Origin of the sequence: Kordiimonas pumila (assembly GCF_015240255.1) — a bacterium.
Lineage (GTDB): Bacteria > Pseudomonadota > Alphaproteobacteria > Sphingomonadales > Kordiimonadaceae > Kordiimonas > Kordiimonas pumila.
Genome location: NZ_CP061205.1, coordinates 217,892 through 241,862 on the forward strand (window position 1 = coordinate 217,892; position 23,971 = coordinate 241,862).

The following is a 23,971-nucleotide window of genomic DNA, read 5'->3' on the forward strand; positions in this document are numbered from 1 at the left end:
CCCGACAGGATTCGAACCTGTGGCCTCTGCCTTCGGAGTATAGAAAAGGAGCGGGGGTGAGTACTATTTATTTGGATAAAAAATTGTAAAAACTTAGTATTTAAAAGGCCTTACCTTCAAGATTGTAGGTGATCTTTTTGCACAATAATGTTCTTTTTTGTTAGTATTATGACCATTTTCTGCACACTTATGTGTCACAAACCCTATTATTTAATGCTTATCCTGTAGGAATGTAGGAGCTCGTGGGACACCTCGTGTAAATTGATTTGCATGGAGGATGGATCATGAATGCAGATGAAAAAGAAATACGCCGCAAGCTCCGTGTCATAGAACGGGCTCAAGATGTAGGCATTGCCGCAAAGGCATATCGCTATTTTGGGATACCAAAATCAACATACTATCGATGAAGAAAGCGGTATCTGGAGCAAGGGGAAAAGGCGCTGATTAACCGGAAGCCAATTGCGAACTCTCACCCCAACAAGACACCCGATGAAATCGTTGAGAAAATCCTTTATCTCCGCAAAAAGTATCATCTCGGTCCCTTGAGGATCATGTGGTATATGGCGCGCTATCATCAGCTAAAAGTCTCGGATGCAACCATATCTCGTGTGCTAAAGCGACACGGTGTCAATCGATTACCGAACAATGTGGGGCACAGGAAGGTCCATACCAAACGATATCAGAAACGGGTGTCGGGCCACCACATTCAGATGGATGTTAAGTTTCTGGTATTCAAAGGGAGAGGTGGCAGCAAGATCAAGCGGTACCAATATACAGCCATTGATGATGCAACGCGTGTTCGAGCCTTGAAGGTCTATACGCGTCACACGCAAAAGAGTGCGATCGACTTCGTTAATCACATTATCCAAAAGTTCCCATTCAGAATACAAGAAATCAGGACAGACAGGGGGCATGTTCGCGAAGCAGACGTTTACGTCAATTTCAGGCCCAATTCCATTACCGCTGGTCGAAAGACTTTATGGAAACCGGTAAGAAGCGTTTGGCCGGGGATACAGAACGGGAAGCTAATAGCCATGAAGTGAAGACGTTACGAAAGGAGAGCCAGAAACTGAAGGAAGCGCTTGCAGAGCAGATGCTTGAGAACCGACTGCTTAAAAAAAGTGTCATCGCGGATGGGGAGGACGATATATGAGATATACGGCCTCAGAAAAGATGGAAATCATTCGCACTGTTGAACGATCGCACTTACCCTTGAAACGCACGCTTGAGCATATCGGCATTCCCCATTCCACATGGTATAATTGGTATGATCGCTATCTGGACAATGGTTTTGATGGGCTGGAGGATAAGAAGCCCTGTCCACGATCGGTTTGGAATAGGATATCTGATAGAACACGCCATCAGGTGCTGGAACTAGCCCTTGATGAACCTGACCTCTCACCCCGTGAAGTTGCTGTTCGTTATACGGAAGAACGACAGGACTTTATCTCTGAATCCAGTGTTTATCGCATTCTCAAGGCTGAGGGCTTGATAACCAGTCCAGCTTTTATGGTGATGAAGGCCGCTGATCAGTTCCACACCAAGACAACACGGGTGCATGAGCTGTGGCAGACGGATTTCACGTATCTCAAAGTTATTGGCTGGGGCTGGTTTTATCTTTCAACCATCCTCGATGGTCGCGAAGCGGACGGAAGTGATAACGACGTCACCATAGCCGTTATGTGGTGGCATGGAAGCTATGTAGTACAATGACCAGCAAAGATGCCGAGGACACGCTTGCGCTGGCGCTTGAAAGAACAGGGCTTGATAAAGCTGATATCAGTCATCGGCCACGCCTTCTATCAGATAATGGTCCATCCTATGTATCAACAGGCTTTGCTGAATGGTTGGAAGAACATCGGATTGAACATACACGTGGTGCGCCATTCCATCCGCAGACACAAGGTAAGATTGAGAGATGGCATCAGTCACTCAAGAACCGCATCCTTTTGGAGAACTATTACCTGCCCGGTGAGCTTAAATCCAAAATCGCTGACTTTATTCATCATTATAATACAAGGAGATACCAAGAAAGTTTAAACAACCTGACAACGACCAGCTCAAAGTCGGTAACTGTCAGATCAAGTCTGAACTATTACAAGTAAGAATAGAGCTCTACATTTGATACTTAGAAAGGCATACAAGCCTCCCACTAGCTCATGGCTCTCCATTGTCGCACTTGTCACGCAACGGGCTTCCCCCATCACCTACGCTCTGATCGCGTCAGAGCACCTCTTACGCTTATTTTCTCTTTCTTTACGCCTTATTTGCGTTTTTGTTGCTCCCTTTGTGCTCCTTTTGAGGTTTTTGTTCAAATCCTACCGCAACCACGGATATCGTCAATTGACAAGAGCAACATAAATTTAGATCAAGATTAGGCGTCCCGTCAACTACAGTGAGCATGCTCACTGTAGTTATAACATCCCATTATTTTTCAATTATGTTTAACAGCAAATGGACACTTGATAATATTCACTTTTTGATAACGCCGGTCGCCTCCAAAAGCATTTTCTTCACATCATCTGACACTTCCTTCCGCACACTCGGAGTACGCCACGGCGAGTGACCGGCATTATAGCACTTGATGGTCATGGCTTTCGACAAAGTGCCGGGTAATTTATCTTGCAGAGCGAGATTGGATTCACATGTGGACTCCCCGTCAAATCTTGCAATAACCACCAACACTTTCAAGTCCGGATTGAGGCCAATAGCCTCCTCAGTCCCAGACAGAGGCGTTCCTATAGTCGGAGGGCCAGCCCCTCTTGCAATAGCGTTAGCAATTAAGCGGTCTGCTTCCTCTTTTGGAACCGGCGACGTTGCATAATCCCAGGGAAACTGCATTGGGCTTTTAGGCTGTTCACCCGTATAATAACCTATCAAGCGTTCGCCGATTTGACGGTAGTTCAAGTCTGAAATATACCCCAAGTCGCTTTTAATGCTGTTTAATGCGGCATTGACATATGTGGTTTTATAACGCTCGGTTCGCCTTGTATCAGAGCCATACAAAACCTTACCATCATCCAACAAGTATTTACGGAACTCGCTCGGCAGAATAACAAGGGTCTGCAAGTTAATTTTTTCCTGGGATATACCGGTAAAACCGGCCAGTTGCGCGGCAATATTTTGTTTTTCCGACAAAGTTAGACTGGAAATATTTTCAAGTGCCGGAATATAGATTTTATACACCCATTCACGAGCAGCGCGTTTGATTTCCCGAAGGCCGTGATCTGCTTTGGTGTCCGTTTTGGAGTGAAAAAATGCCACCTCTGACATTCCGATGACCCGTAAGGCTTCAAACTCAATATCCGAGATGTATTTTGACCTCGAGTTCAAGCTTGTTTCCCCTGTAATCAAGACCGCACCAGCTAATGGAAGCCCCTTTTCAAGCAGGGAATAACTGACTGTTGCGGCACGCGGCGCCCCCCAGCTAATGCCTCCGATAAATATCCGGGTCTCTTCCAGACGATGTCGAACCCTCCATAACCTTATAAACTCCGCAAACGATCTTGTGTCATTAATGGTACTCTGAAACTCTTCTATATATTCAGTTTTAGTAGCACGGCTGTACCCGGTTCCGATTTGATCAACAAACACCAAGTCTGCCACCGAGAGCAAAGTGTCTTCATTCGGCACCAGTTCCCCTCCGCCCGGACCGTAAATGGTTTTGCTACGAACAGGTCCTGCGAATTCAAAATTCATGTTCAAAGACCAACCGCCTGGGCCCCCTCCCCAGAGGAACAGCAGGGGTCGTGGGGTCTCTGAGTCTGTTTTAAGTCGGTAGGCTGTATAAAACATGTAGGCATGAGCTTCCCCGGTTGCATCGTCACGGATAGGTAATCTGCCCACTTCAGCTGAATATTTCAGCTTTTGTTTTCCAATGGAAATCTGGTGATGTGTTAATACGGGCGCCGGCTCATGAGCGGCAACATTTGAGTTGATGAGAAAATTAAAGATCAAATAACAAATCCCGCCTGTAATCGATTTATATAGATGGCTTGCTCTTTCCCGTTTCATTATGACCTCCCATATCGCGATATGCCAATATGTCTACATTTTACCAGAGTCCAGTATAGTCCGAATGCGGTGGATTAATGTTCCTAATCCGCGTTAAAAAAAACACTTCTGGGGTCAGTTGGCACATTTCACATGAAGTTATTGAAAAACTTTTTCACAAACTGATGCCAGTCATAAATTCAATCCCTGACCGGAACGTGATCAGACTATAAATACCTGAAAACCATGTAAATTCCGGCAAACATTGCCATGATAAAGATACATATTTTCCCAAGAGCACATGTCACGGACGAAAGCCGGGCGTTTAATGGCAAAACAATGCCGGTAATTGCTTTGTAGTTAAAAAAGGCAATAACAGGAGCCGTAACAAAAGCCGTTGTCGCCGCAATATCAACCAGCCCGGTCATTGACTGAGGGCCGACTAGATAAACCACACCGGCCTCCACAACCACAAAAATCAATACCGCCAGGTATGCTCTGCCGCTTACCAGAAACTGGTGACCCTTGTCCTCATGGAGAGGTGTTGCAAGGTGATGGCAGATATTTATAAAAGTTCTCGGAAAAGCATCCATCACCGAGATCAGACTGGAAAACATCACGGCTATTGCCGCCAGACCAATTACGGAGCTAAAATGATCGCCAAGCGCCAGACCGAACAGGGAAATCAATTGCGCGGCAAAACCAACAGCACCATCCTCGATAATAATGGATTGTTTATGCATAAGTGAAGCGCCGATCATCACAAAGCAAACTGCAAGTAAAGTCGTGCCCCAATATCCTATTTGAAAGTCCAGCCTGCTCTTTCGAAAATCGGTTTGGTTATTGTGCTCACAACGTTTTGAAATCGCCCATTGTGAATGCCAGACAGAAACATCCAGCGGGGCCGGCATCCAGCCAATCAACGCAGCAATAAAAGCAAAATCCTTCAACCCATATTCTTGAGATAATGATACGCCTGCTTCATTCCATTGGATATCAGGAAGCAGTAATAAAGTCGCCACTACCGTGCTTAACGCCATAACCAGAACGAGTACTGTCGTAACCTTTTCCAGGGCGCCATAACGGCCAATTGCGAGCGTCACGGCAGAAACCATTATCAGGAATAAACCAACAACAACGTCCGGAACGGAGAGACCAAAGACAACACGAAAAAGTCCGGCACAAACCAGAGCCAGAGCAGGAACGGCAAATACCATGGAGCATACTGTTATCAATAAAAACAAGTATACAACGTGCCGCCCCTGGGCTCTGTAGGCATGTAAAATAGTTTTCCCGGTGATAGATGTGTAGTCTGAAGCGAACTTGAAAGTTAAGTACTTAACCGCACAAGTCAGAACTACAATAAGTATGATCGAAAACCCGTATAATGCGCCGGCACGTGTAGACTGTACCAAGTGTGATGTGCCCACACTCGTCGCCGCAAATACAAGGCCGGGTCCCAGCCAGGTTTTCGCATCGATACTCATTTGACGTTCCATTTTTCAGTATTCCCGTCTAGCGTATACTCGTTACCAAATCCAGATGGATCTTATTTATCCAGTTAGCTCTACAAACCTGACTTTTACAGGGTGAGCCAGTTTCAAAACCCCGCCTCCGTCAGAACTTCTTCACCGTTAAGTTTGAAGACTTTTCCGTCTTTCATAACAAAACTGACATGCTTCAATTGCGTGATATCTTCGAGAGGATTCCCATCAATAGCTATGATGTCAGCGATATAGCCAGGACGAAGGTAGCCGAGAGAATTCTCCTGGCGAAGCAATTCGGCGGCATTGACGGTACCCGCTTTGATGGCTTCGCCGGCAGGGACGCCTGACTCGACATAAAGTACAAACTCTCTATAGTGCCGGGCAGATAGCTCATGTCCTGCATCTGTGCCTATGGCAAGCTTTACCCCCGCCTTCCAGGCCAGACCGGGCAACTTCCGAATATCCCTCATAACGCTGCTCAGGCGTTCATACTGCTCATCGCCAAGCCCTTCTCGGATAGTCGGGTTATTCTCCAGGAAATCAACGACATATGTCGTCGGAACCATATATGCACCCTTCTTTCTAAAAAGAGCAAATGAAGTCTTATCGGCGTAACTTGAATGATCTATGGATCGTGCCCCGGCCTGAAGTGCAATATTGATGCCCTCAGTCGAGGTCGCATGCACCAGTACATCCGTTTTCAGCTTTTGGCCCGTCTCCACCACAGATCGTACTTCGTCATAAAACATGTCCGAAGCAGAGTCAGCACTACCGGTTTCATCACTGGCGCTTCCACTTGTTGCTATTTTTATCCAGTCAGCACCGTCTGAAATTCGTTTTCGCGTAGTTTTCCGGCATGATTCCACGCCATCGCACCCTCCGTAACCATGCCCCCCTTCCCGGGAAATAATTGGACCCGAAGCGAATATGCGCGGTCCTGGAAACTCACCACGATTGATCGCGTCCCGTAAGGGGAAAATCACTTCAGCAGGATCACCGGCACCTCTGACAGTGGTAAAACCAGAGAGCAGCAGATGTCGGGCGCCCCTTATCGCCCCCATTAAACTCTCTGCCGGTGGCAATACCCTTTGGTATTTAGGGAGCGTTAAATTCATGGAAAGATGAACATGCATGTCCATAAGGCCCGGCATGACAAATGAATTCGACAAGTCAATAAATTTGGCATTTTCATCAATTGATGTATGCGAGACATAACCTTCCCAAACGGATTCTATCACCCCGTCACGCACAATAATTGTTTGCTTCTTAGTCGGCTTTTCTCCCGGTGTGTCAAGAACCATACCCGCGTGAATAACTGTAACCCCAGGCGTTTCCGAAGCTTGCACACCGCCACTAAGGAAGGATAAAAAAATTGCGATGATCAATACCGTATTTTTAATCACTTTTATCTCCATTCAACTGACTTTCCGGACTCTCCCCGGAATGCTCATTAGGCCTAAGGTAACATGCCGCTAGGCCTTACCTTGGCCGCCAATAACCTCTGTTATTTTACAAATGCTCTTGTTCAACATACTACGCGGCATCATCTGGGCGGCGTGGCAATAACGTGCAAAGCTAAAGCTGCCCGCCTATGACGATCACACTCCCCCCCCACAGGGCCGCACCTCATGTATCATTAGTACTTGTCGGTTGCGGGCACCGGCAGATATACTGCGTTGTCCGCTGGAAGGACTCCCACAGCCTCGTTTAACCCGGTCAGGTCAAAGAACTTGCCGTCCTTTACAACCATCCGTATGTTCCTCAAAGCACTGATGTCTTCATCCGGACGGCCATCAACAATGATGATATCTGCAAGCATACCCGGCTCGACGGCACCTACATATGTATCTGCCTGCATATGTTCCGCAGAGCCCAGTGTGGCTAATCTGAGCACGTCAAGGTTTGGAATACCCGCGTCTTTATACAGCTCAAGTTCCCGAACATATTCAAATCCGGGCAACACATCAGTGCCAGGCAAAACCTTGACGCCTTCTTCGTAGGCTTTCCCCAGCAACTTCAAGGAAAGGTCGAAGGACTCTGTATATTGTTGCAGTTCAAGATCATTTTGAGCTAGGCCGCCAGACTTTGCAGCAAGAGCTATGCGGAATGGAAGCCTGTTATAATACTGCTGCCAGGCAGGTGACACTCTTCCTTCCTTGGCCGTAAACAATGCCTCGAGTACAACCATTGTCGGATCCAATGCCACATTATGCTTCTTTAAAAGCGCGATAGATCGCTTTACGCCAGAAGATGATGGATCTAGGTCACGCCCGCGTCCGGCAGGAACCAGCATCCTGGCCAGAGTATTCGTTTTAGACTGAACCTTGTCCCCAAACTGATTCAACATAAAGAAGTTGAAGTGGCTGATATTATCATAACCGAGCTTTACCACATCATCTTGTCTCATGTTCACAGGAACATGACCGCCAATTAATAAGCCATACTTCCTGGCCAGAGCAACGGCTGGCGGCACAAGTTCGCTTGGAAAAGAGCTGTACAACTTAATTTGGTCATAGCCATTTTCAGCCAACATCGTAATGGTACGGTCAAGGTCGCTGTATGAGGAAACGCTGAGACCCGATGTAGCTGTTGGGGCCACCCCATCAATGAGCCCCCCCAGAAACAACCGCGGGCCGACCAGATCACCAGTAGAAAATTGATGACGTCTTGCGAGAGCTGTCCCGACATCACCCCCCATATCACGAACACTTGTGATTCCGTTGATAATGTTTAACAGGCCATCCGTATTCGACCGAATGTGAACATGCATATCCCACAAGCCAGGAAGGATGGTACTCCCCCCCAGATTTATTTTCTGTGCTTTTTCCGGAACCTCAATAGCAAAGTCTGCCCCAACCTTAATAATGCGGTTTCCGTCTATTAAAACACTCATGTTCGCACGGACCTGCTTTTTTCTTACATCAACAAGGCGCCCGTTAAACAATAAGACCGGGCTTTCCGGAATCGTTGTTCCCTTTTTGGCAATTTCCTGATCGAGCTTGCCTAACAATTCATCGCTAACCCTCGTCAAACGAGAGCCGTTCTCCTCCCATCCACGCTCTATAACCTCATCGACGGCAAACAAACTCTGGTCTTTGTTGAGCCACATCACGACCGGAGAAAACTGGAGACCATAAAGAAAGTACAAATCAACAAGCTTGTGCTCGTTGCCATTATTTACTCTCTCAGATGCCACCTTTTTGATATAGGCATGACCATTTGGCAGCAAAGGCAAGCCAGCATCAGCATCCCGAAGAAGAGCTCCGGCAAGCATTTCCAGATGTGCCGGCGTTGAATGCGTGGGAAAATAAAAAGCTCTTTTTGCTGACTCGCCGCTATCAATCCCGCTTCGCCACTCCAGAACACCATCTTTATAAGTCGCTGACTCCCTGACTGGTGTTTGCAATAAACTCAACCCTTCGATCTCGAAAGTCGTCGGGAAAAGCATAGAGTCTACTTTTGCATGAAACTTAATATCTGGACCGCGGCCATTATTTGAATATTGATAATGGGAAGATAAATTATTATCGCTGCGGCTAATCACCATAGAACCAATGACATCTCCCTGTCGAATGACCTGGTATTCACGCTTGCCATCCTCGATAGAAAATGCGGCATGTGCATTGACAAGGGAAAATATTGCAAAAAGAATTACATTTAGAGTTCTCATCATTGGTCTTTCTCTTTCCTGTATTTTCGATACTGCACTCATTGAAACAAAGCCTCTCATTTTTATAAGTTTTCATCGATATATTGCCTGAGAAGAGACATCGGCATGGCTCCTTTGCTTAGAACACTATGAAACTTTGCAAGCTCAAAAGCGTCGCCGTATTTCTTCTGTTGCGCATTTCTGATACTGTGCCATTCAATTTGACCCATCATATACGCGCAAGCCTGCCCCGGTATCACGGTGTACCTATCCACTTCGGTTTCGATCATGGTTAGCGGTAAGGCTGTTATATCCCGCATATATGCAATTGCCTTGGCCCTGCTCCATCGTTTGAAATGAATGCCCGTATCCACAACGATACGGGCCGCGCGAAACAACAAAGACTGCCAAAGGCCAATTTCAGACATTGGATCATCGTCATAAAGCCCGAGTTCTTGCGTCAACTGTTCAGCATATAAAGCCCATCCCTCGCTATAAGAGGGCGAATTAAATAATGAGAGAACCTTTGGAAGAGACGTTGACTGGCCGAGAATAAGAGCCTGCAAATGATGACCTGGCATCCCCTCATGCCTGCATAGTGTTTTCAGACTGAAAATTGGCCATTTGGCCATATCGCCCAGGTCAAAAACAATCGCGGCACGCCGTGACAAATCCGCAGACGCAGCCATGTACATAGCTGACGGGCCTTTCCCCTCCAGAAAAGCCGGCATACGTTTGACATCAAGCTTGACAGGGGGCAGATTGGAAAATGCCCCTGATAGCTGACTGGAAGTGCGCTCGATATCTTTTTCCAAATAACCTAAAAGCTCCTCGCGCCCCTGATCATCATCTGAAAAATATTGCGATGGTTCCTGCTTAAGCGCTTCAAGGCGTTGAGCACAAGTGCCATAACTCATACCCTGATCCTTGAGCAATCTATCCAGCCGCCGGTTTATTTCCTCGACCTTACGAAGTCCCAGAAGATGCATTTCTTCAGGACTGGAGTTACTTGTTGTCGCGTAGTATAAAGCATCCCTGTAAAAGCCTTCTCCGCCCGGCAATGCCCAGACCCCAGCCCCCCCCCTCGCAGACTGCAATAATTTCTCGTAAAGTTTTTTTTGCTTTCTAAGCGCAGGCAACACATTATGAACAACGATGTTTTTTGCTTCTTCTTCACGAGGATCCACGCCCGCCATCGACGCTTTTTGCAAAAGGGGTTTGACAAGATTAGAAAATGCCGCGTCCGGATCACTCGAAGATGACAACCCGCTCACAACTTTTTGCACGATAAACCGCGGCGCAGTTACTCCTATTTTCTGATAATAGATCTGGTTGGCGATTTCAGCCTCGACAGCATCCCCGAAATAACGCAACCGATCCAGATAATGATCAACATCACCATCGCTTGTAACACGCTGAACAGAATTAAGTAGCGCCGGGACAGTGATGTAAGCTCCGGTAAATTGCGTCACCTGGTATGCATAGAAATATTCATCGCCGTAGTCGTATGCTCTTCTGGCTTTTTCCTGATGAGTCAGCCAATCCAGGGCTCTCTTTTGCTGAAGCTTTTGATCATCGGAGAGCAGGAGAGGGTTAATATTTCTCAAGGCGCCTATATGCTTCAAAAGCACCTTCCGGAATATGTCGCGCCCCTTTAACGACCGATCTTTTAATTTGCCCCGCAGCCCATTGGCATCTTCCCCTCGCACACTGGCCATCTCTGGATCCAATTGCGTCAAATCTGCATAAAGAGCGTCAAAAATCTTTGTGAGTTCCTGACCTTGATCCGAACAGTCCTGTGCAGACATCACTTGTGGCATTGAAGCCATAAGGGATACTATAGATAACCCAGATATAAAAGTTCGACGGTTCATAAGGTGCTCATTTCAAATTTTTGCTTCACATTCAAAACAGGTCAGTACAGGCCAATCTTGCCTTTCATCGCCTCAAGAATAGATTTCGCGTTGAATCCGATGCCTTCCTTGAAGACATAGTCAATATTTTCCAATTGGTGGGGATCATTTACCGGATTGCCGTCGATCAGGATGAAGTCGGCCCTCTTGCCCGGTTCAACAGACCCGATTAAATGCCCCCTCTCCAGAAAGCGAGCGCCATTTAGCGTCGAAATTTTCACTGCTTCTGAAATACTAAAACCAGCTTCAATCAATAACTGAACCTCCCTAACTGCTGACCAGCCGGGTATTATCCCCCCATATCCTGTCGGGTCTGTTCCCGCCAGCAATGTTCCGCCCATTTCTACAAACCTCTTTTCCATCCGCATAAGCCTGGACAAAGAATCAGAAGCTGAAGGGCTCTTCTGGATCCTTTCCCAGATGCGTTCATATGATTGGCGCAGCTCAGGAGTCAGAAGATCTAAAGCATGATCGGGCGTTTTGGGACGGCCTGGCGTACTCGCCTCAAAAACCGGCAGCGTAGAGGTCAGCGCAACGTTGTTTTCAATAAGTAGTTTTATCAGCTTACCAAGCTCATCACCATCAGGGTCAAGAGCAGCCAGGGAGCCAAAAACCTCTTGAGGAGCCGGACAGGTATCCGCCTGTTTATTCGCAACAAAATCTGGCGCCACCGCAAAACCATGCTCAATATTGTCAATACCCAGCCTTGCAGCATCAGCATATGTAATTGAACAAAGGTGACCTGTTATTTTCAGCCCTCTATTATGGGCGGCTCTGATCGCTGCCTGCAATTGCTCATAAGATAAATTATTATAAACCTTGAAGGATGTAACACCCACACTGGACCAGTAATCAATAGTCCTCTCGATACTCTCAACATCTTCAAGTTCTGCCTGTTTGATGGCAATCACAGGTGACGCCTCCAGGTAGGGGCCTGTCACATCGATATCAGGTCCGGGCTGTTTTCCCGCGGCGATGGCCTTCGCGACGTTAATATCGCCATAAGGCGCAATACTGCCCGCCGTCCTTACTGTCGTTGAGCCACCGGCCAAATAAAGCCTGGAAAATGAATAGGGGTATGCATTAAGTTCCCCCATTTTAGGGGCCGGGTAAAACATATGCTCATGCACCATTACGAAGCCCGGCAATAACGTCTTCCCCGTACCGTCAATTTTTTTAACATTACGAGGAGTTAATAATTCAGCACTTGGCTGCACTTTCTCTATGATGCCATCCCTGACCAGCACTGATACATTTTGCTTCGGAACTGCGCCGGTTCCATCTATCAACTGGACATTCTCAATGAGAACATCGTATCCGGAGAATACGACATGTGCTTGATCCTCTGCTGACATTTTATCAATGTCGGAAGAAGCATGAGCCTCCACCGCAAAGCAAAGCAAAAAGCAGATATGTAACACCCGAAGCTTCATAACACCTCTCCTAAGCACGCCCCAAAACAGTCTTAATGACGTCAATTGCCGTAAAAATATCTTTCTCTGTATTGAAGATGTGAGGCGAAAACCTTAAAAACCTAGACCTCAACGAGGCCGCCACATTGTTGCTTAACAAGGCTTTGTATATGACTTTACTGGAGTGATCCGGGAAATATGCGCTAATAATTCCAGCCCGCTTCTGATGAGCAGAGGGTGTTATAACCTCTGCTCCCTCCCGAATTAATCTCTCTGCAAGCTCGCTTCCCAACGACTGGATATGCTGCAGTATTTTATCCCTCCCCACATCAGACAAATATTTGATCGATGCCGTAAAAGCGATTCTAGGGACAGCAATACTGCTTCCATACTCAAAACGGCGGGCATCATTTGGCAAGTTAATACGCGTAGGGTCTGTTTGGTCGAAAGGCGGCAGAGGCTGCGACGTTCTGGATCCCACCAATATGGGATTAAAATCACCCAAAAGCCGATCCCCCACATATAAAGGCGCGGCGCCCGCAAGCCCCAGCAACCATTTAAAAGAGCCTGTCACCAGCATATCGACCGCTTTCAATTCTTCAGGAGTATAGTTTACAATTCCCGCCGAGTGCGTGGCATCAACAATTAACAATGCGTCATGGTCCCGGACCATTTGGCCCAACCGGGTTAAATCCAACCGATACCCCGTTATCCAATGCACATGACTAATACAAACGGCGGCCGTGTTTTTATCGATCAGCGCCATCACATCACGTGTCGTAACAACATCCGAACCGTTTTGCGGACTCGCAAACCGCACCTCAGCCCCCGTGTCCTCCGCCACCCTTAGCCATGAATATGTAGCTGCAGAAGAATCATCACAAATCAATACAACATTCTCGCCACGCCTTGGTTTGCGCCACCACGCAACCTGACTCACAGCCTCGGATACACTGGTTGCAACAGCAACATTCCTTGCAGGCGCCCCCCACAGCTCTGCGGCGGAGGCAATCGCACCGTTCATTAATTCTTCATAATACTCAAAGTAACCAAAAGTACCCCGGGTGCCTAAAGCCTGCATATACTTCTGGACCTTTTTTTGCACCTTAAGGGGCACCAATCCCAAGCCAGCAGAGTTCAAATAAGACACTGAAGCAATCAGCGGGAAGTCATCTTGCTCCACTGATAAAGACCCGCTCTCGCGGTCATACCACCCGTCATTATTAGTCACCATTCAATAAACTCCCTAAACAATCATTAGGCAGTTTATCTGCGTGCCCATATAAACTCTTCCCTGATGCACTAAAGAAAAGGGTCTATATTGGCATATTGTTTCTATTAAACCGAATTGAAGAAACATCATGCCTGGAAGGCGATTCGCAATAATTGCAAATGGTCATGAGCGAAAAATTTTTTAAATTACTAATATTATTGATATATTTTTTGATTTTCCGAAAAAGAAAGTATTACATGCGTCACTAATTTCTAGACGGCACATCAATGGGGGTTTCAAAAAAGTGCGAAGGATGTAAATATTGTTCCACACCAACAAACTACTGAAGAGTAATGATTATGACAGACCAACTGGATGCACTGGATCGAAAAATACTTGAGATCCTACAAGAAGACGTAACACTGTCCCTCAGTGAATTGGCTGAAAAAGTAGCATCGTCAAAGTCGGTCTGCTGGAGGCGTGTTCAGGCGTTCCTAGATGCCGGGATCATCAAAAGTCGGGTAGCCGTACTGGATGCAAAGAAACTTGGTCTCGGCGTTATGATTATTGCGATGGTGAAGCTTGATGGCCGAGTGGATAGTTCGCTAGAAGATTTTGTAAATACCGTTCAATCAATTCCTGAGGTAATAGAGTGCCACGCTTTAATGGGCGAGGTGGATGTCATGCTGAAATTGATTGTCCCGACCATCGAATATTATGAGGAAATGATGTGGAAACGCTTAGCACGTTTACCCGGAATTATTGATCTGCGCTCTTCAATTTCCTTATCACGCTTCGTCGACACAACCAAGCTCCCCCTGGCGACATTGGAGCACGATCCACGACGTAGCCATACCTCATTTTAGCCGCTCCATGGAGAATACTACAGTTTCTTTTTGATTACCCAATAAACTGTTCCAATCAATGCCCAAAACAGTAAGACCACGTATGCGCGCCAGTCAGCTTCCAGACCTGCAAAAAACAGAAGTCCGGCACAGATTATGCCCGCCCAGGCCAAAGCCTTAACAACAGAGGGGCGCATTTTAAAGGCCGCACGCTCATATAAATCCGGGCGGCGCTCCATCATCCCCATAGCCGAAAAGCAATTGAAAGCATATTTGAGGATGGTAGGTATATTGACCGCCAAAAAGAGGAAGACAAGGCTGGTCGGCAAGGCTAGGCTAACCAGCGCCGATAGATATACGGCAATTGCAGATACCCAGGGCGTCCCCCACCTGGAATGCACCTTCCCCAATACCTTGGGAAGAGCGCCATCGCGGCCCATAGCAAACAGGAATCTCATGAACATCAAAAACTGTGCATTAATGGCAGCCGCAATAGACACCAGAGCCGTGATGACGAATAAAGCGCCGGACCAGCTATACCCAAAAGCAGCTGCGGCTTCGGCCAAAGGCGCCCGGCTGTTACCGACGTCGATGCTTCCAAGAACCCCAATTGAGACAATGGTAACGCCAAGATAGACAAACATACTTATACCCGTAGCGATCCCGAGGCCTTGCCCGATCACCCGCTTACTATCCCGGACCTCCTCGCCTGCCTCTGTGGCACTTTCAATACCACTGAACAAACCCACCAATAACGGCAATGCCGCCACTACACCCAATGTGCCATGGGGAAGCACAGGATAGAAATTCTGGGTATCAACAAAGGTCAAGCCGACAGCTATAAAGCCGCTAAGCACAACCAGTTTTATGGCCGTAAGCAACCGGGCCGCCCCGCCGGCAACGGAAACTCCTGCTACGTTGATAATCAAGAATAACGTGAGCAAACTGAAAACCACAGTTATCCTGTCAATGGACAGAATGCTCTGCAAATAGTCCGCAAATACAGTAGCCATAATATTCAAGGCGCCTGCTGACCCTAAAATTCTGAGCCAACACACCAGAAAACCAACATAAGGGTGCACATATTCTGTTGGCCAATAATAAGAGGCCCCCGTTCTGGGGTCGGCTGAGCTGAGAAAAGCATACAAAACAGCAAATATAATCATAGGGATAGCAGCCAGGCCAAAAGCCACCAAAATCCCGGGGCCGGCTAGAGCGGTCGCTGGTGCAATAACCGAAAAAATGGAGACCCCGACGGCTGCGCTGATACCAAGTGCCACAACGTCTTGTAAGCTCATACCTTGTTTTAATTTAGCCACCACATAATCCTCCAGACAGTTTACCTTACCAGACAGCTCCTTATACCTGTTTACATTTCACACAAAGCTCAAATCCTTATCGCCACAGGCACCACTTCCCTATTTTGCGATGACTCACATACCACAATGAAACATATTTTTATTTTATTCCAATATATGGGACATTTTTTTAAGATTTAGAATATTTATAAAACATCGTTTCTTTTATTCACAAAATGAAGATCAAACGTATTTGACATACTCACGACAAAGTGACGATAATAAGGGACAAATTATATTTGTATGGAAGGTGTTTGCTCAGAGGCAAGGACAACCCATGGAGGAGGAAACTCATGAGAGAAAAAATGAAGAGAAATAAACGCTTACAGGCATCGTGGTTAGCGTCAGTCAGCACCGTAAGCATCATTGCTGGCCAGATGTTAACAATGCTTACTATGACCGCTCAGTCAAATGCGGCGGAAATTGATGATACTCCGGTATTTGAGGAAATAGTCGTTACGGCTTTAAGGCGCGATCAAAGATTACAGGATGTCCCCGCAGCCCTTAGTGTACTGGGTGCTACCAAGCTATATGACAGGGGTGCAAAAGATTTTCGCGATTACCTCCAGGTCGTACCCGGCGTTTCCTTCGGCGAGACAGGTTACAGAAGCAGCCGGGTTGTCATACGCGGGGTTTCAGACGGCCTTGGCACCACAGCCTCACTCGCCGGCATTTACATTGATGAAGTCCCCGTAACGGAAACTCGTCAGCCGACGTTTGACCCCAGCATCTATGATGTCGAGCGCGTAGAAGTCCTCAAGGGCCCTCAGGGAACTCTCTATGGATCCGGCTCCATGGGCGGCACCATTCGTGTGATTCTGAATAAACCACAACTTGATGGCTTTGAAGGGCAAACCGAAGGCACCATCGGGGATGTATCGCACGGAGGTATCAACTACAAGCTTGATAGCGTTCTAAACATCCCGATTGTCACTGACAAACTCGGCCTACGTGTCGTTGGCAGTTATAGGAATGATAGCGGTTTCATTGATGACACATTGAGGAATGAAACAAACGCCAATAGCATTGAGAAAAAGAATGTCCGCGTTGCCCTGAGGTGGAAACCATCTGACCTCACTACCATTGATGCAGCATATTTGTATCAAAAAGAGGATCTGGGGACCCCCAATTTCTCAGAGGCAATGCCAGGCGATCCTATATATACACAGCGCCGCCAGTACCGGCAGACAGGCCCCTCGGAGACTGAGCTCTATAGCTTTACCCTTAATCATGAGTTTTCCTTTGGTTCCCTCGTGTCGTCAACAAACTATCTGGATAAGTTTTCCGCCGCAAATATTGATGCCACGAACTCATTTCGCGGAATTATGGGTATGATTACCGGCGTGCTGATCCCCACCTCTGAGGGCTTTGGCATCAATACGGAAGGGGATTATAGAGTATTCTCCCAAGAGGTACGGCTTGCCTCACATAGTGGCGACACCATTGAATGGCTCATTGGCGGATTTTATTCAGAAGTAAAAAATGGCTTTGCTCAATATGCCGACCTTTCTTCCGCACCAAGTGTGTCCAGCCTGTTAACTGGCAAGCAGGTTTTTGATTCATTGGAAAATGACAAAACCAGGCAGCTAGCCGCCTTTGGTGAAATTACCTGGAACGCGACTGAGAAACTTGCTCTGACGGCCGGCCTCCGTGTGTTTGATATTGATCAGGATGTAGAACAATTTGGATCCGGAATATTAGCTGGCGGCTCCTCCCAGGTTAATCTGGAAGCAAACTCATCATCCGTTAATCAAAAATATCGAATTGCCTTTAAGCCAACCGCTGACAGCCTGCTCTATGCGCAGGCCGCTCAGGGCTTCAGACAAGGTGGAGCCAATGGCCCTGTACCCCAATCCATTTGCGGTGCGGATTTAGCCAACCTTGGTTATTCAAGCACACCGTCGCAATATGGATCCGATGACCTGTGGAGCTATGAAATTGGGTCGAAAAATACTTTGCTGGATAGCAAGGCAACCCTCAATGCAGCCGCTTACTACACAAAATGGTCAAATATTCAAAACCTGGTTTCGCTGCCAACATGCCTCTTTAGTTTCACAGGCAATGCCGGTGAGGCGGAAATTAAGGGTATCGACCTTGACACCTCGATACAGCCTATCGAGGGCTTGAGTCTGGGCGTTGCGCTCTCCTATGTAGATGCAAAAATCACAGAAACGGCGCCCGGGATCAAACCAAACGTAGGAGACCGTTTGCCGTTTGTCGCCAAATGGTCCTGGGCTGCAAATGCTCGATACGAGTTTCCCTTAACCGCGCTTGTCACTGCATTTGTATATACTGACGTCAATTACGTTGGTAAACGCTGGAATACGTTTGAAGGCAACGGGGTTACAGCTACCCAACTGCCCTCATACTATCTTGCCAACCTTCGCTTCGGAATAATGAAGGATAGTTGGACCGCTTCCATTTTCGCAACCAACCTCTTCAATAAATATTATGCCGTCAACCGGCAGACCAGCGCTGTCCAGACTTATGACGTCGTTGGAGAACCTCGCGTAATCGGTGTTAATCTCAAACTTACATACTGAGATAACTTAAACAAACTAAAAGCCTGCCTTATCCAAATAAGGCAGGCTTTTTTTATAACCCCTCTTCAACCTATATATTAGACTCAGGCCGAACCTCACATTAGTCGGACAGGCCTTGGGAGAAGCTTTCCCTTTCTCCGCACCACTTGACTATTCAACCACCTCCCATACTGAAAGTGATATACGAAGATTCACGAGCACTTGGTTAACGCCAAGCGTCTCTCTGGCGCCCCGAACATTTCCCGAAGAAACTGCGGCAACGCTTTGCGATATGAAAACAGTCACCGTGGATCAGCATCTTTCGGAAATCTTTACAGACCCTGTCAACCGGCGTTGAAGACAGTTCCGCCAGGATACGGATTTGATAATCTCCGTACCTGCAGAACATCGTCTCAAAGATCATTCATCCACGGCTGGCGCCGTGGTGTTCTGTCTTTCGCCAGGAACACCTTGATTATTAATCAGAGCATATCATCCTTCTTCGATGTAAAAGGAGCTTACTCTCTCCAGGAAAGTATTTAGAAGCTCAGGGGAACTGTATATCGCATGGCCTGACTCGTAATCAAACATCTCAACATTCTTAAAAAGCGACGCCGGGATATTCATGTTGCTTAATGACCAATTGGCGGGAAATGATGTAGATTGTAGATCATACATGCCATTGTGCTGCTGTATACGCAAACTCGGATTAGCAATCATGGCTTCTGCAATATCATCAAGAAAATTAGGCAGCACACTTACCTGAAAGGCGCCAAGTGAATAAACCCCTCTTCTATCCACTTCCCACGAACGTGTGAAAGGCGCCTGTTCCGCAACACCGAGACCCGGGGCGAATGGTCGATAAGGGGGGGCTCCTGCTATTCCCAAATCATCCCGATAATATAAATCGACATATTCCAGATCCAGGAAAGAAGGCGATGTGAGAGGAGATTTCTTTTTCAAATCACTTATCAGCCACGCTTCACGAGCATCACTGGACCTGAGTACTTTTTTCTCTTCCCGAAGAAACTCAACGGCAAACTGGCGGCCGGATATACGGAGGTTATGTTTCTCCCATACGTGCTGTTTAATACCGGTTAAAGCATATAACTTGTCCAATACAGGTTTACGCTCTGCACGAGATAACTCTCGCCAGCGCATTAAGGCCGACAAATAATCCCCCAAAGCAAAATGACTCGCATACTCGAGCGTCTCTCTGGCTGTCTTGCGCGGATTGGATTGTCGCTTATGATACCAGGCAATCACGGCATAGTTCGGCAACATCAGATAATATGAGGCCATATTCCCGGACGATTCCCAAAATGCGTTGCCATCCATTGCGGCGGCTACAGGGATCAGTCCCGAGATATTGAGCCTTGAAGCTTGTAGATAGTGTATCACACTTGCCAAACGCACGCTTCCGTAACTTCGGCCGATGAGATAAATTGGCGCGGCAGGCCGGTTGGTCTCCTTAAGATACCCTTTGATGAACTCCGCGACGGTAACAGCATCCTTGCTTACACTGTAAAAATCACCAAGATCACGCCCCATTGCCGGCACTGACCAGCCCGTTCCAATAGGATCCACCATAACAAGGTCCGTACGATCCAGGATACTGCCGGCATTGTCTTCCAATTGATTTGATGTTTTGTCAGTTCGAATTTTCGGCCCGAGAGATCCAAAATGAAAACTTGTGGACGGGCCACTTGGCCCTCCCGTCCATGCAAATGTAACAGGCCGATCGTTCGATATATTCCCATTTTTAGTGTAGGAGGTATAGACAAAGATGCCGAGCTCTTTACCACATGAATCGGCTATGACGATGGCTCCAACGCTAACTTCATAGGAAAGGCGCCGACCGGAGATTTCTATCTCGCGCTGGCACTTTCTGGGGCCGTCTTTTACGAAAGACCGGGCAAATTCATACCTGGTTCGATCATCTTCCTTGTTAGTAACGCTTTCCCATTTGCCTTCCTGTTTTGAGCACTCCTCTGATGCCCTGCCACCACTCGTACTCACCAAGGCTGACAAAAGGCTGCCCGCTATGCTTCCGGAATATAAAAACATTCTCCTAGAAATTGCCACAAACAGCTCCTTTCTTATGATAACTGCATAATACTTAATCTGGCCTGTTGCTTACAAACCGTCCAAATGCCTCAAAGGATTGCTGACGAGCAACCGTGTCCGTGTAAAACATATGACCGGCAGGGAGACAAACATTGGAAACCCTGTTTTTCAAATCCTCAGGCGTACGCGCAACAGCATCATCTAATAATGCGCATGACCCGTCATACATACCCTTCATGTTCAAGACTCTCAGAGATTTATTAAGTCTCATTGCTGTGACCAGAGGAGGCTCCTCACCTGAGGGAATACGCATGCCGGCAAGGTCAAAGCGTACCGCCATCCAGTCTTCGGGCAAAGTCGTTTTGGGATCTTTTTGAATAACTTCAGGATGGAAGGCCCCGCCGAAGGGCCCCTGATACAAAAGGTCACTTTCAAAGCCCAGTGTATAGCGAATATATCCATTAAAAACACGGGAAGTCCCATGCATGAGGTCAGCTTGAATGGCAAGGCTTGGGTCTATACCGGGGAGCCAGATTGTGCCTTCAGCCCTGGATGATGTTGTCATCCTGCCATCATATCGCCCAAGCTCCAGCCCCCTTGATTCAAGCAAATGATCAGCAAACATTGCCGAGGAGACTTTCAAGCTGTCACCAATATATTTAACGGGAATTGCAGTATAATAGGCTATTTTTTCTTTAATGGAATTAAGCCCGTCTTCTGAAAGGGCACCAGGAGCGTCAATGGCGGAAGCATACTCTGAACGTATCCATGCCTCTGCTTCTGCCAATACATCTCCAAGACTTTTATTCTGCAATTCAGCCGGCAACACGCCATGATAGTAGGCAGTGGTCGTAAATTCTGTAATTTTCAAACTCTCCCGGAGGCCTTCAGACGTTTGCTGGCCTCCATTATATCCCCCGGAAATCAATAAAACCCCATCAACATGCGTACGTCTTTGCTCTAACATCCTGGCCACATACTCCGCACGGGTTGTCCCATAACTTTCGCCCCCGATAAAAAGAGGGGAGTTCCAGCGATTATAACGGTTCAGAAACACTCTGATGGCTTCGGAAATAACTTCGGCATCACCATTTACATTTAAAACCTTCTCGAGAAAATCTTCCGTCACAGCACGGCTAAAACCCGTCCCTATGGGGTCGAGAAACACTAAATCGCTATGTGCAAGCCATGTCTCCTGGTTATCCACCACAGGGGCTTCCGTGTTCCCGCCATATTCAGGGTAAGTCGAGGGCAAATCCGGACGCTTGGGGCCAAACCCGAGAAAATGTAATTGCGAGGAATTTGAGCCCGGACCACCATTCCATAAGAACGTAACAGGCCTCGGAACACCATTCTTTGGGCGCTCTTTGATATACGCAACATAAAATATCGTGCCTTCCCGGCGCCCAGTATCATTATCCAGAATTGGAAGCGTTCCCGCATCAGCACGATACTTTACCCTTCCAATTTCAGGGATCCGAACATCATGACGGGAACTAATGACTTTATCAGCATGAGGAGACAAGGCATCCGCCAGACCAGTCTCAGCCATATAAACAGATGAGATAAGAAGACAAACAATCTTAACCAGTGACTTCATGAACCTATTCTCCTTTGTTCAATTTGGAGGTCACTGGCTGGTTATGAACCTCAGGCCGTTCTCTATGAAAGTCATCAGGAATGACTTCGGTAAGAATCCATTTTTTTACAGCCTCCGTATCCCCCAGATTTCCGGAAAAACGGTAATGGGGCCGCCATACTGCATTCTCTCCTCTTGCTCGCCCAACACGCACCAGACGGCCCATATTCACATAGGCAAGCCCACTGGCAAGGTGATACTTGCTTGGCCAGCCTGCTGACCTCCTGTCGATATGACTCTCGCCCCCAATCTGGATAACACCGGGAATTCGCATAATTTCATCCAGGAATGAAAGGCACGCACTGGCACAGCCGTAGTCGGTGAGAACGTATACTCTCGCGCTCACAGGGCTTATGGGTTTTTCATCCGGCAACGGCGGCATGCTATCGATAGGCTTACGCAAACGGATCAAGCGGGCGCCGGTTTCCAATGTTTCCACTGTCGGCTTTTCCATGATATCGGCCATCGGAGGATCTACCGGCATCTTGATATTGCTCGTCTCAGGAGGAGCCTCCATACCTGACCCTTTGGCCCCTTCAGGGGCGAGCAGAACATTCTCGATCACGAGGCGTGCCCGCGCATAATAATCGATATAATCATCGCCATAAAAAGAGCGCAGAAACGCCATAAACCAGTTGTAGGTTCCCCCGGAGTTTCCGCGTACATCAATTACAACAAAATCTTTATCACGCAGCCCGGATGCAGCATCAATGATCTTATGCCAGGCCTCAGCCTGGTCCTCATTCTCAACATACATCCGCGCCATTCGTACCCAAGCCCCATTTTCACCGAAACTGGAAAGTCCAGTATGATGATCGGAATAATGGGGATACTGGGCCTCAAGCTCATCCAGGTCAGTGGGAAACTTACCTTTTTTGGTAACTACAACATCCCGCCAGTGCAGTTCGACAACACTGTCGCCCGTTTTGCAGACCTTCGGGCGCTCATAAAAAGGGCTGTCCCTGTCAATAAACACCTCAGGGCCAATATGCGCTCTTGTGGTATCCAATCCTTGCGGACCACCCCAGAAGCGGGCCAATTGATCAACCCAGTCATTAATGCTTCGATTATCACAGGATACGATTTCAGAGCCTTCCGGGATATCTGTCCGGGAAGACTTAACAACAATGTAGCGCCCGCCTTGATAACGAACCAAAAAACCAGGCCAGCGCGCACTATTGGAATGGGCCAGAAATGTAACACTGAGGTGTGCGTCTTCGAATTGTGCGATCAAGCGTCGCATCACTGCCTGATAAGAGTTTAAATCTTTAACCAGTGAGGCATCAAGATATGCCTGGTCGACCGCAGACCTATAGAGACTGTTCCAGTTTTCGTCAGCCGTATAAACAGCATATATATAATTTTCCTTCACTATTTCAGAAAAATGGGACACATCCAGTTTGTACAGTTCTTGCCAGTAAGATTTGGCATCCCTTACATCTGACATTAACTCTGCAGCTTCATTTTCTGCTGAAACAGAATGATCCCGGGCAAATACTCCGCCCAACACTCCCGATACCACAAGTGCCATGCCTGCAAATTTGAAAAGCCATGTCAAAGGCCTCGATTGCTTATACTGTTTGTCTTTCCGGTTAGCCGGAACAGAACAAATTGTTTTCATGGTACGTGATGTCATTCTTTTCTCCGGAATGCGATTAAAACTGCAGCGAAGCATCAGACAGGCCAACGCTGCACCTCATGAATATTACGACAACAACTCCGGATATATTTTCCTAATTTGGGCAATAGGTGAGAAAACTAGACATATTTATGCCCATTTAATCGTCAAGACAGGCATAGTATTTCGTTAAGGGCAGTTTCCTGAAGCTATTGTCTTTGAATATGAGAGAGACAGAGTACAAATTTTATCGTC

At 47.3% G+C, this 23,971-nt stretch carries 14 protein-coding genes and 2 pseudogenes; 5 read left to right on the top strand and 11 right to left on the bottom strand.

Annotation, left to right across the window (positions count from 1 at the left end; genetic code table 11):
• The first annotated feature begins 284 nt into the window (after nt 1-284).
• From ICL80_RS18175 to ICL80_RS18075, 3 genes and pseudogenes are all read left to right on the top strand, one after another.
• On the top strand, nt 285-407 hold the full coding sequence (locus ICL80_RS18175) for a hypothetical protein (protein ID WP_265588800.1): 123 nt from the start codon (nt 285-287) through the stop codon (nt 405-407).
• A gap of 51 nt (nt 408-458) precedes the next feature.
• Nucleotides 459-926, top strand: a pseudogene (locus tag ICL80_RS18250) (IS481 family transposase); the annotation flags it as partial.
• 20 nt (nt 927-946) lie between these two features.
• A pseudogene (locus tag ICL80_RS18075) lies at nt 947-2,051 on the top strand (IS3 family transposase); the annotation flags it as partial.
• 421 nt (nt 2,052-2,472) lie between these two features.
• On the opposite strand, the gene ICL80_RS00870 reads toward ICL80_RS18075, so the two are convergent.
• From ICL80_RS00870 to ICL80_RS00900, 7 genes are all read right to left on the bottom strand, one after another.
• Nucleotides 2,473-4,014, bottom strand: coding sequence for a S10 family serine carboxypeptidase-like protein (locus tag ICL80_RS00870; protein ID WP_194214261.1), 1,542 nt, complete (start codon nt 4,012-4,014; stop codon nt 2,473-2,475).
• 206 nt (nt 4,015-4,220) lie between these two features.
• On the bottom strand, nt 4,221-5,492 hold the full coding sequence (locus ICL80_RS00875) for an Nramp family divalent metal transporter (RefSeq protein ID WP_194214262.1): 1,272 nt from the start codon (nt 5,490-5,492) through the stop codon (nt 4,221-4,223).
• A 101-nt stretch (nt 5,493-5,593) separates the two neighbouring features.
• Complete coding sequence (locus tag ICL80_RS00880) at nt 5,594-6,883, bottom strand: amidohydrolase family protein (RefSeq protein WP_194214263.1); 1,290 nt, start codon at nt 6,881-6,883, stop codon at nt 5,594-5,596.
• A gap of 233 nt (nt 6,884-7,116) precedes the next feature.
• Nucleotides 7,117-9,192, bottom strand: coding sequence for an amidohydrolase family protein (locus ICL80_RS00885; protein WP_194214264.1), 2,076 nt, complete (start codon nt 9,190-9,192; stop codon nt 7,117-7,119).
• A 20-nt stretch (nt 9,193-9,212) separates the two neighbouring features.
• Nucleotides 9,213-11,003 (bottom strand): DUF885 domain-containing protein, encoded by a 1,791-nt coding sequence (locus ICL80_RS00890; protein ID WP_194214265.1) that lies wholly within the window; start codon nt 11,001-11,003, stop codon nt 9,213-9,215.
• Between the two features lie 41 nt (nt 11,004-11,044).
• Nucleotides 11,045-12,475 (bottom strand): amidohydrolase family protein, encoded by a 1,431-nt coding sequence (locus ICL80_RS00895; RefSeq protein WP_194214266.1) that lies wholly within the window; start codon nt 12,473-12,475, stop codon nt 11,045-11,047.
• Nucleotides 12,476-12,485: 10 nt separating this feature from the next.
• A complete protein-coding gene (locus ICL80_RS00900; RefSeq protein ID WP_194214267.1) occupies nt 12,486-13,688 on the bottom strand; it encodes an aminotransferase class V-fold PLP-dependent enzyme in 1,203 nt (400 codons plus the stop codon).
• Nucleotides 13,689-14,026: 338 nt separating this feature from the next.
• Between ICL80_RS00900 and ICL80_RS00905 the strand changes: the two genes are divergently transcribed.
• Complete coding sequence (locus ICL80_RS00905) at nt 14,027-14,533, top strand: Lrp/AsnC family transcriptional regulator (RefSeq protein WP_194214268.1); 507 nt, start codon at nt 14,027-14,029, stop codon at nt 14,531-14,533.
• 17 nt (nt 14,534-14,550) lie between these two features.
• On the opposite strand, the gene ICL80_RS00910 is transcribed toward ICL80_RS00905, so the two are convergent.
• On the bottom strand, nt 14,551-15,831 hold the full coding sequence (locus ICL80_RS00910; RefSeq protein WP_194214269.1) for an APC family permease: 1,281 nt from the start codon (nt 15,829-15,831) through the stop codon (nt 14,551-14,553).
• A gap of 332 nt (nt 15,832-16,163) precedes the next feature.
• On the opposite strand from ICL80_RS00910, the gene ICL80_RS00915 reads away from it, so the two are divergent.
• The gene (locus ICL80_RS00915) at nt 16,164-18,413 is read left to right on the top strand and encodes a TonB-dependent receptor (RefSeq protein WP_194214270.1); all 2,250 of its coding nucleotides are present in this window, start codon (nt 16,164-16,166) and stop codon (nt 18,411-18,413) included.
• Between the two features lie 471 nt (nt 18,414-18,884).
• Here the strand turns inward: ICL80_RS00915 and ICL80_RS00920 are convergent, their stop codons facing one another.
• The 3 genes from ICL80_RS00920 to ICL80_RS00930 are packed head-to-tail and all read right to left on the bottom strand — an operon-like array spanning nt 18,885 to nt 23,734.
• Nucleotides 18,885-20,477, bottom strand: coding sequence for a S10 family serine carboxypeptidase-like protein (locus ICL80_RS00920; RefSeq protein WP_194214271.1), 1,593 nt, complete (start codon nt 20,475-20,477; stop codon nt 18,885-18,887).
• A 34-nt stretch (nt 20,478-20,511) separates the two neighbouring features.
• The gene (locus tag ICL80_RS00925) at nt 20,512-22,059 is read right to left on the bottom strand and encodes a S10 family serine carboxypeptidase-like protein (protein WP_194214272.1); all 1,548 of its coding nucleotides are present in this window, start codon (nt 22,057-22,059) and stop codon (nt 20,512-20,514) included.
• Between the two features lie 4 nt (nt 22,060-22,063).
• Entirely contained in the window at nt 22,064-23,734 is a 1,671-nt protein-coding gene (locus tag ICL80_RS00930; protein WP_194214273.1) for a S41 family peptidase, read from the bottom strand.
• Nucleotides 23,735-23,971 lie beyond the last annotated feature (237 nt).

What these genes read in the sequence shown, in the direction of transcription:
- ICL80_RS18175 (WP_265588800.1), top strand. Translation starts at nt 285, where the DNA reads ATGAATGCAGATGAAAAAGAAATACGCCGCAAGCTCCGTGTCATAGAA.
- ICL80_RS00870 (WP_194214261.1), bottom strand. Translation starts at nt 4,014, where the DNA reads ATGAAACGGGAAAGAGCAAGCCATCTATATAAATCGATTACAGGCGGG.
- ICL80_RS00875 (WP_194214262.1), bottom strand. Translation starts at nt 5,492, where the DNA reads ATGGAACGTCAAATGAGTATCGATGCGAAAACCTGGCTGGGACCCGGC.
- ICL80_RS00885 (WP_194214264.1), bottom strand. Translation starts at nt 9,192, where the DNA reads ATGAGTGCAGTATCGAAAATACAGGAAAGAGAAAGACCAATGATGAGA.
- ICL80_RS00890 (WP_194214265.1), bottom strand. Translation starts at nt 11,003, where the DNA reads ATGAACCGTCGAACTTTTATATCTGGGTTATCTATAGTATCCCTTATG.
- ICL80_RS00895 (WP_194214266.1), bottom strand. Translation starts at nt 12,475, where the DNA reads ATGAAGCTTCGGGTGTTACATATCTGCTTTTTGCTTTGCTTTGCGGTG.
- ICL80_RS00900 (WP_194214267.1), bottom strand. Translation starts at nt 13,688, where the DNA reads ATGGTGACTAATAATGACGGGTGGTATGACCGCGAGAGCGGGTCTTTA.
- ICL80_RS00905 (WP_194214268.1), top strand. Translation starts at nt 14,027, where the DNA reads ATGACAGACCAACTGGATGCACTGGATCGAAAAATACTTGAGATCCTA.
- ICL80_RS00915 (WP_194214270.1), top strand. Translation starts at nt 16,164, where the DNA reads ATGAGAGAAAAAATGAAGAGAAATAAACGCTTACAGGCATCGTGGTTA.
- ICL80_RS00925 (WP_194214272.1), bottom strand. Translation starts at nt 22,059, where the DNA reads ATGAAGTCACTGGTTAAGATTGTTTGTCTTCTTATCTCATCTGTTTAT.
- ICL80_RS00930 (WP_194214273.1), bottom strand. Translation starts at nt 23,734, where the DNA reads ATGACATCACGTACCATGAAAACAATTTGTTCTGTTCCGGCTAACCGG.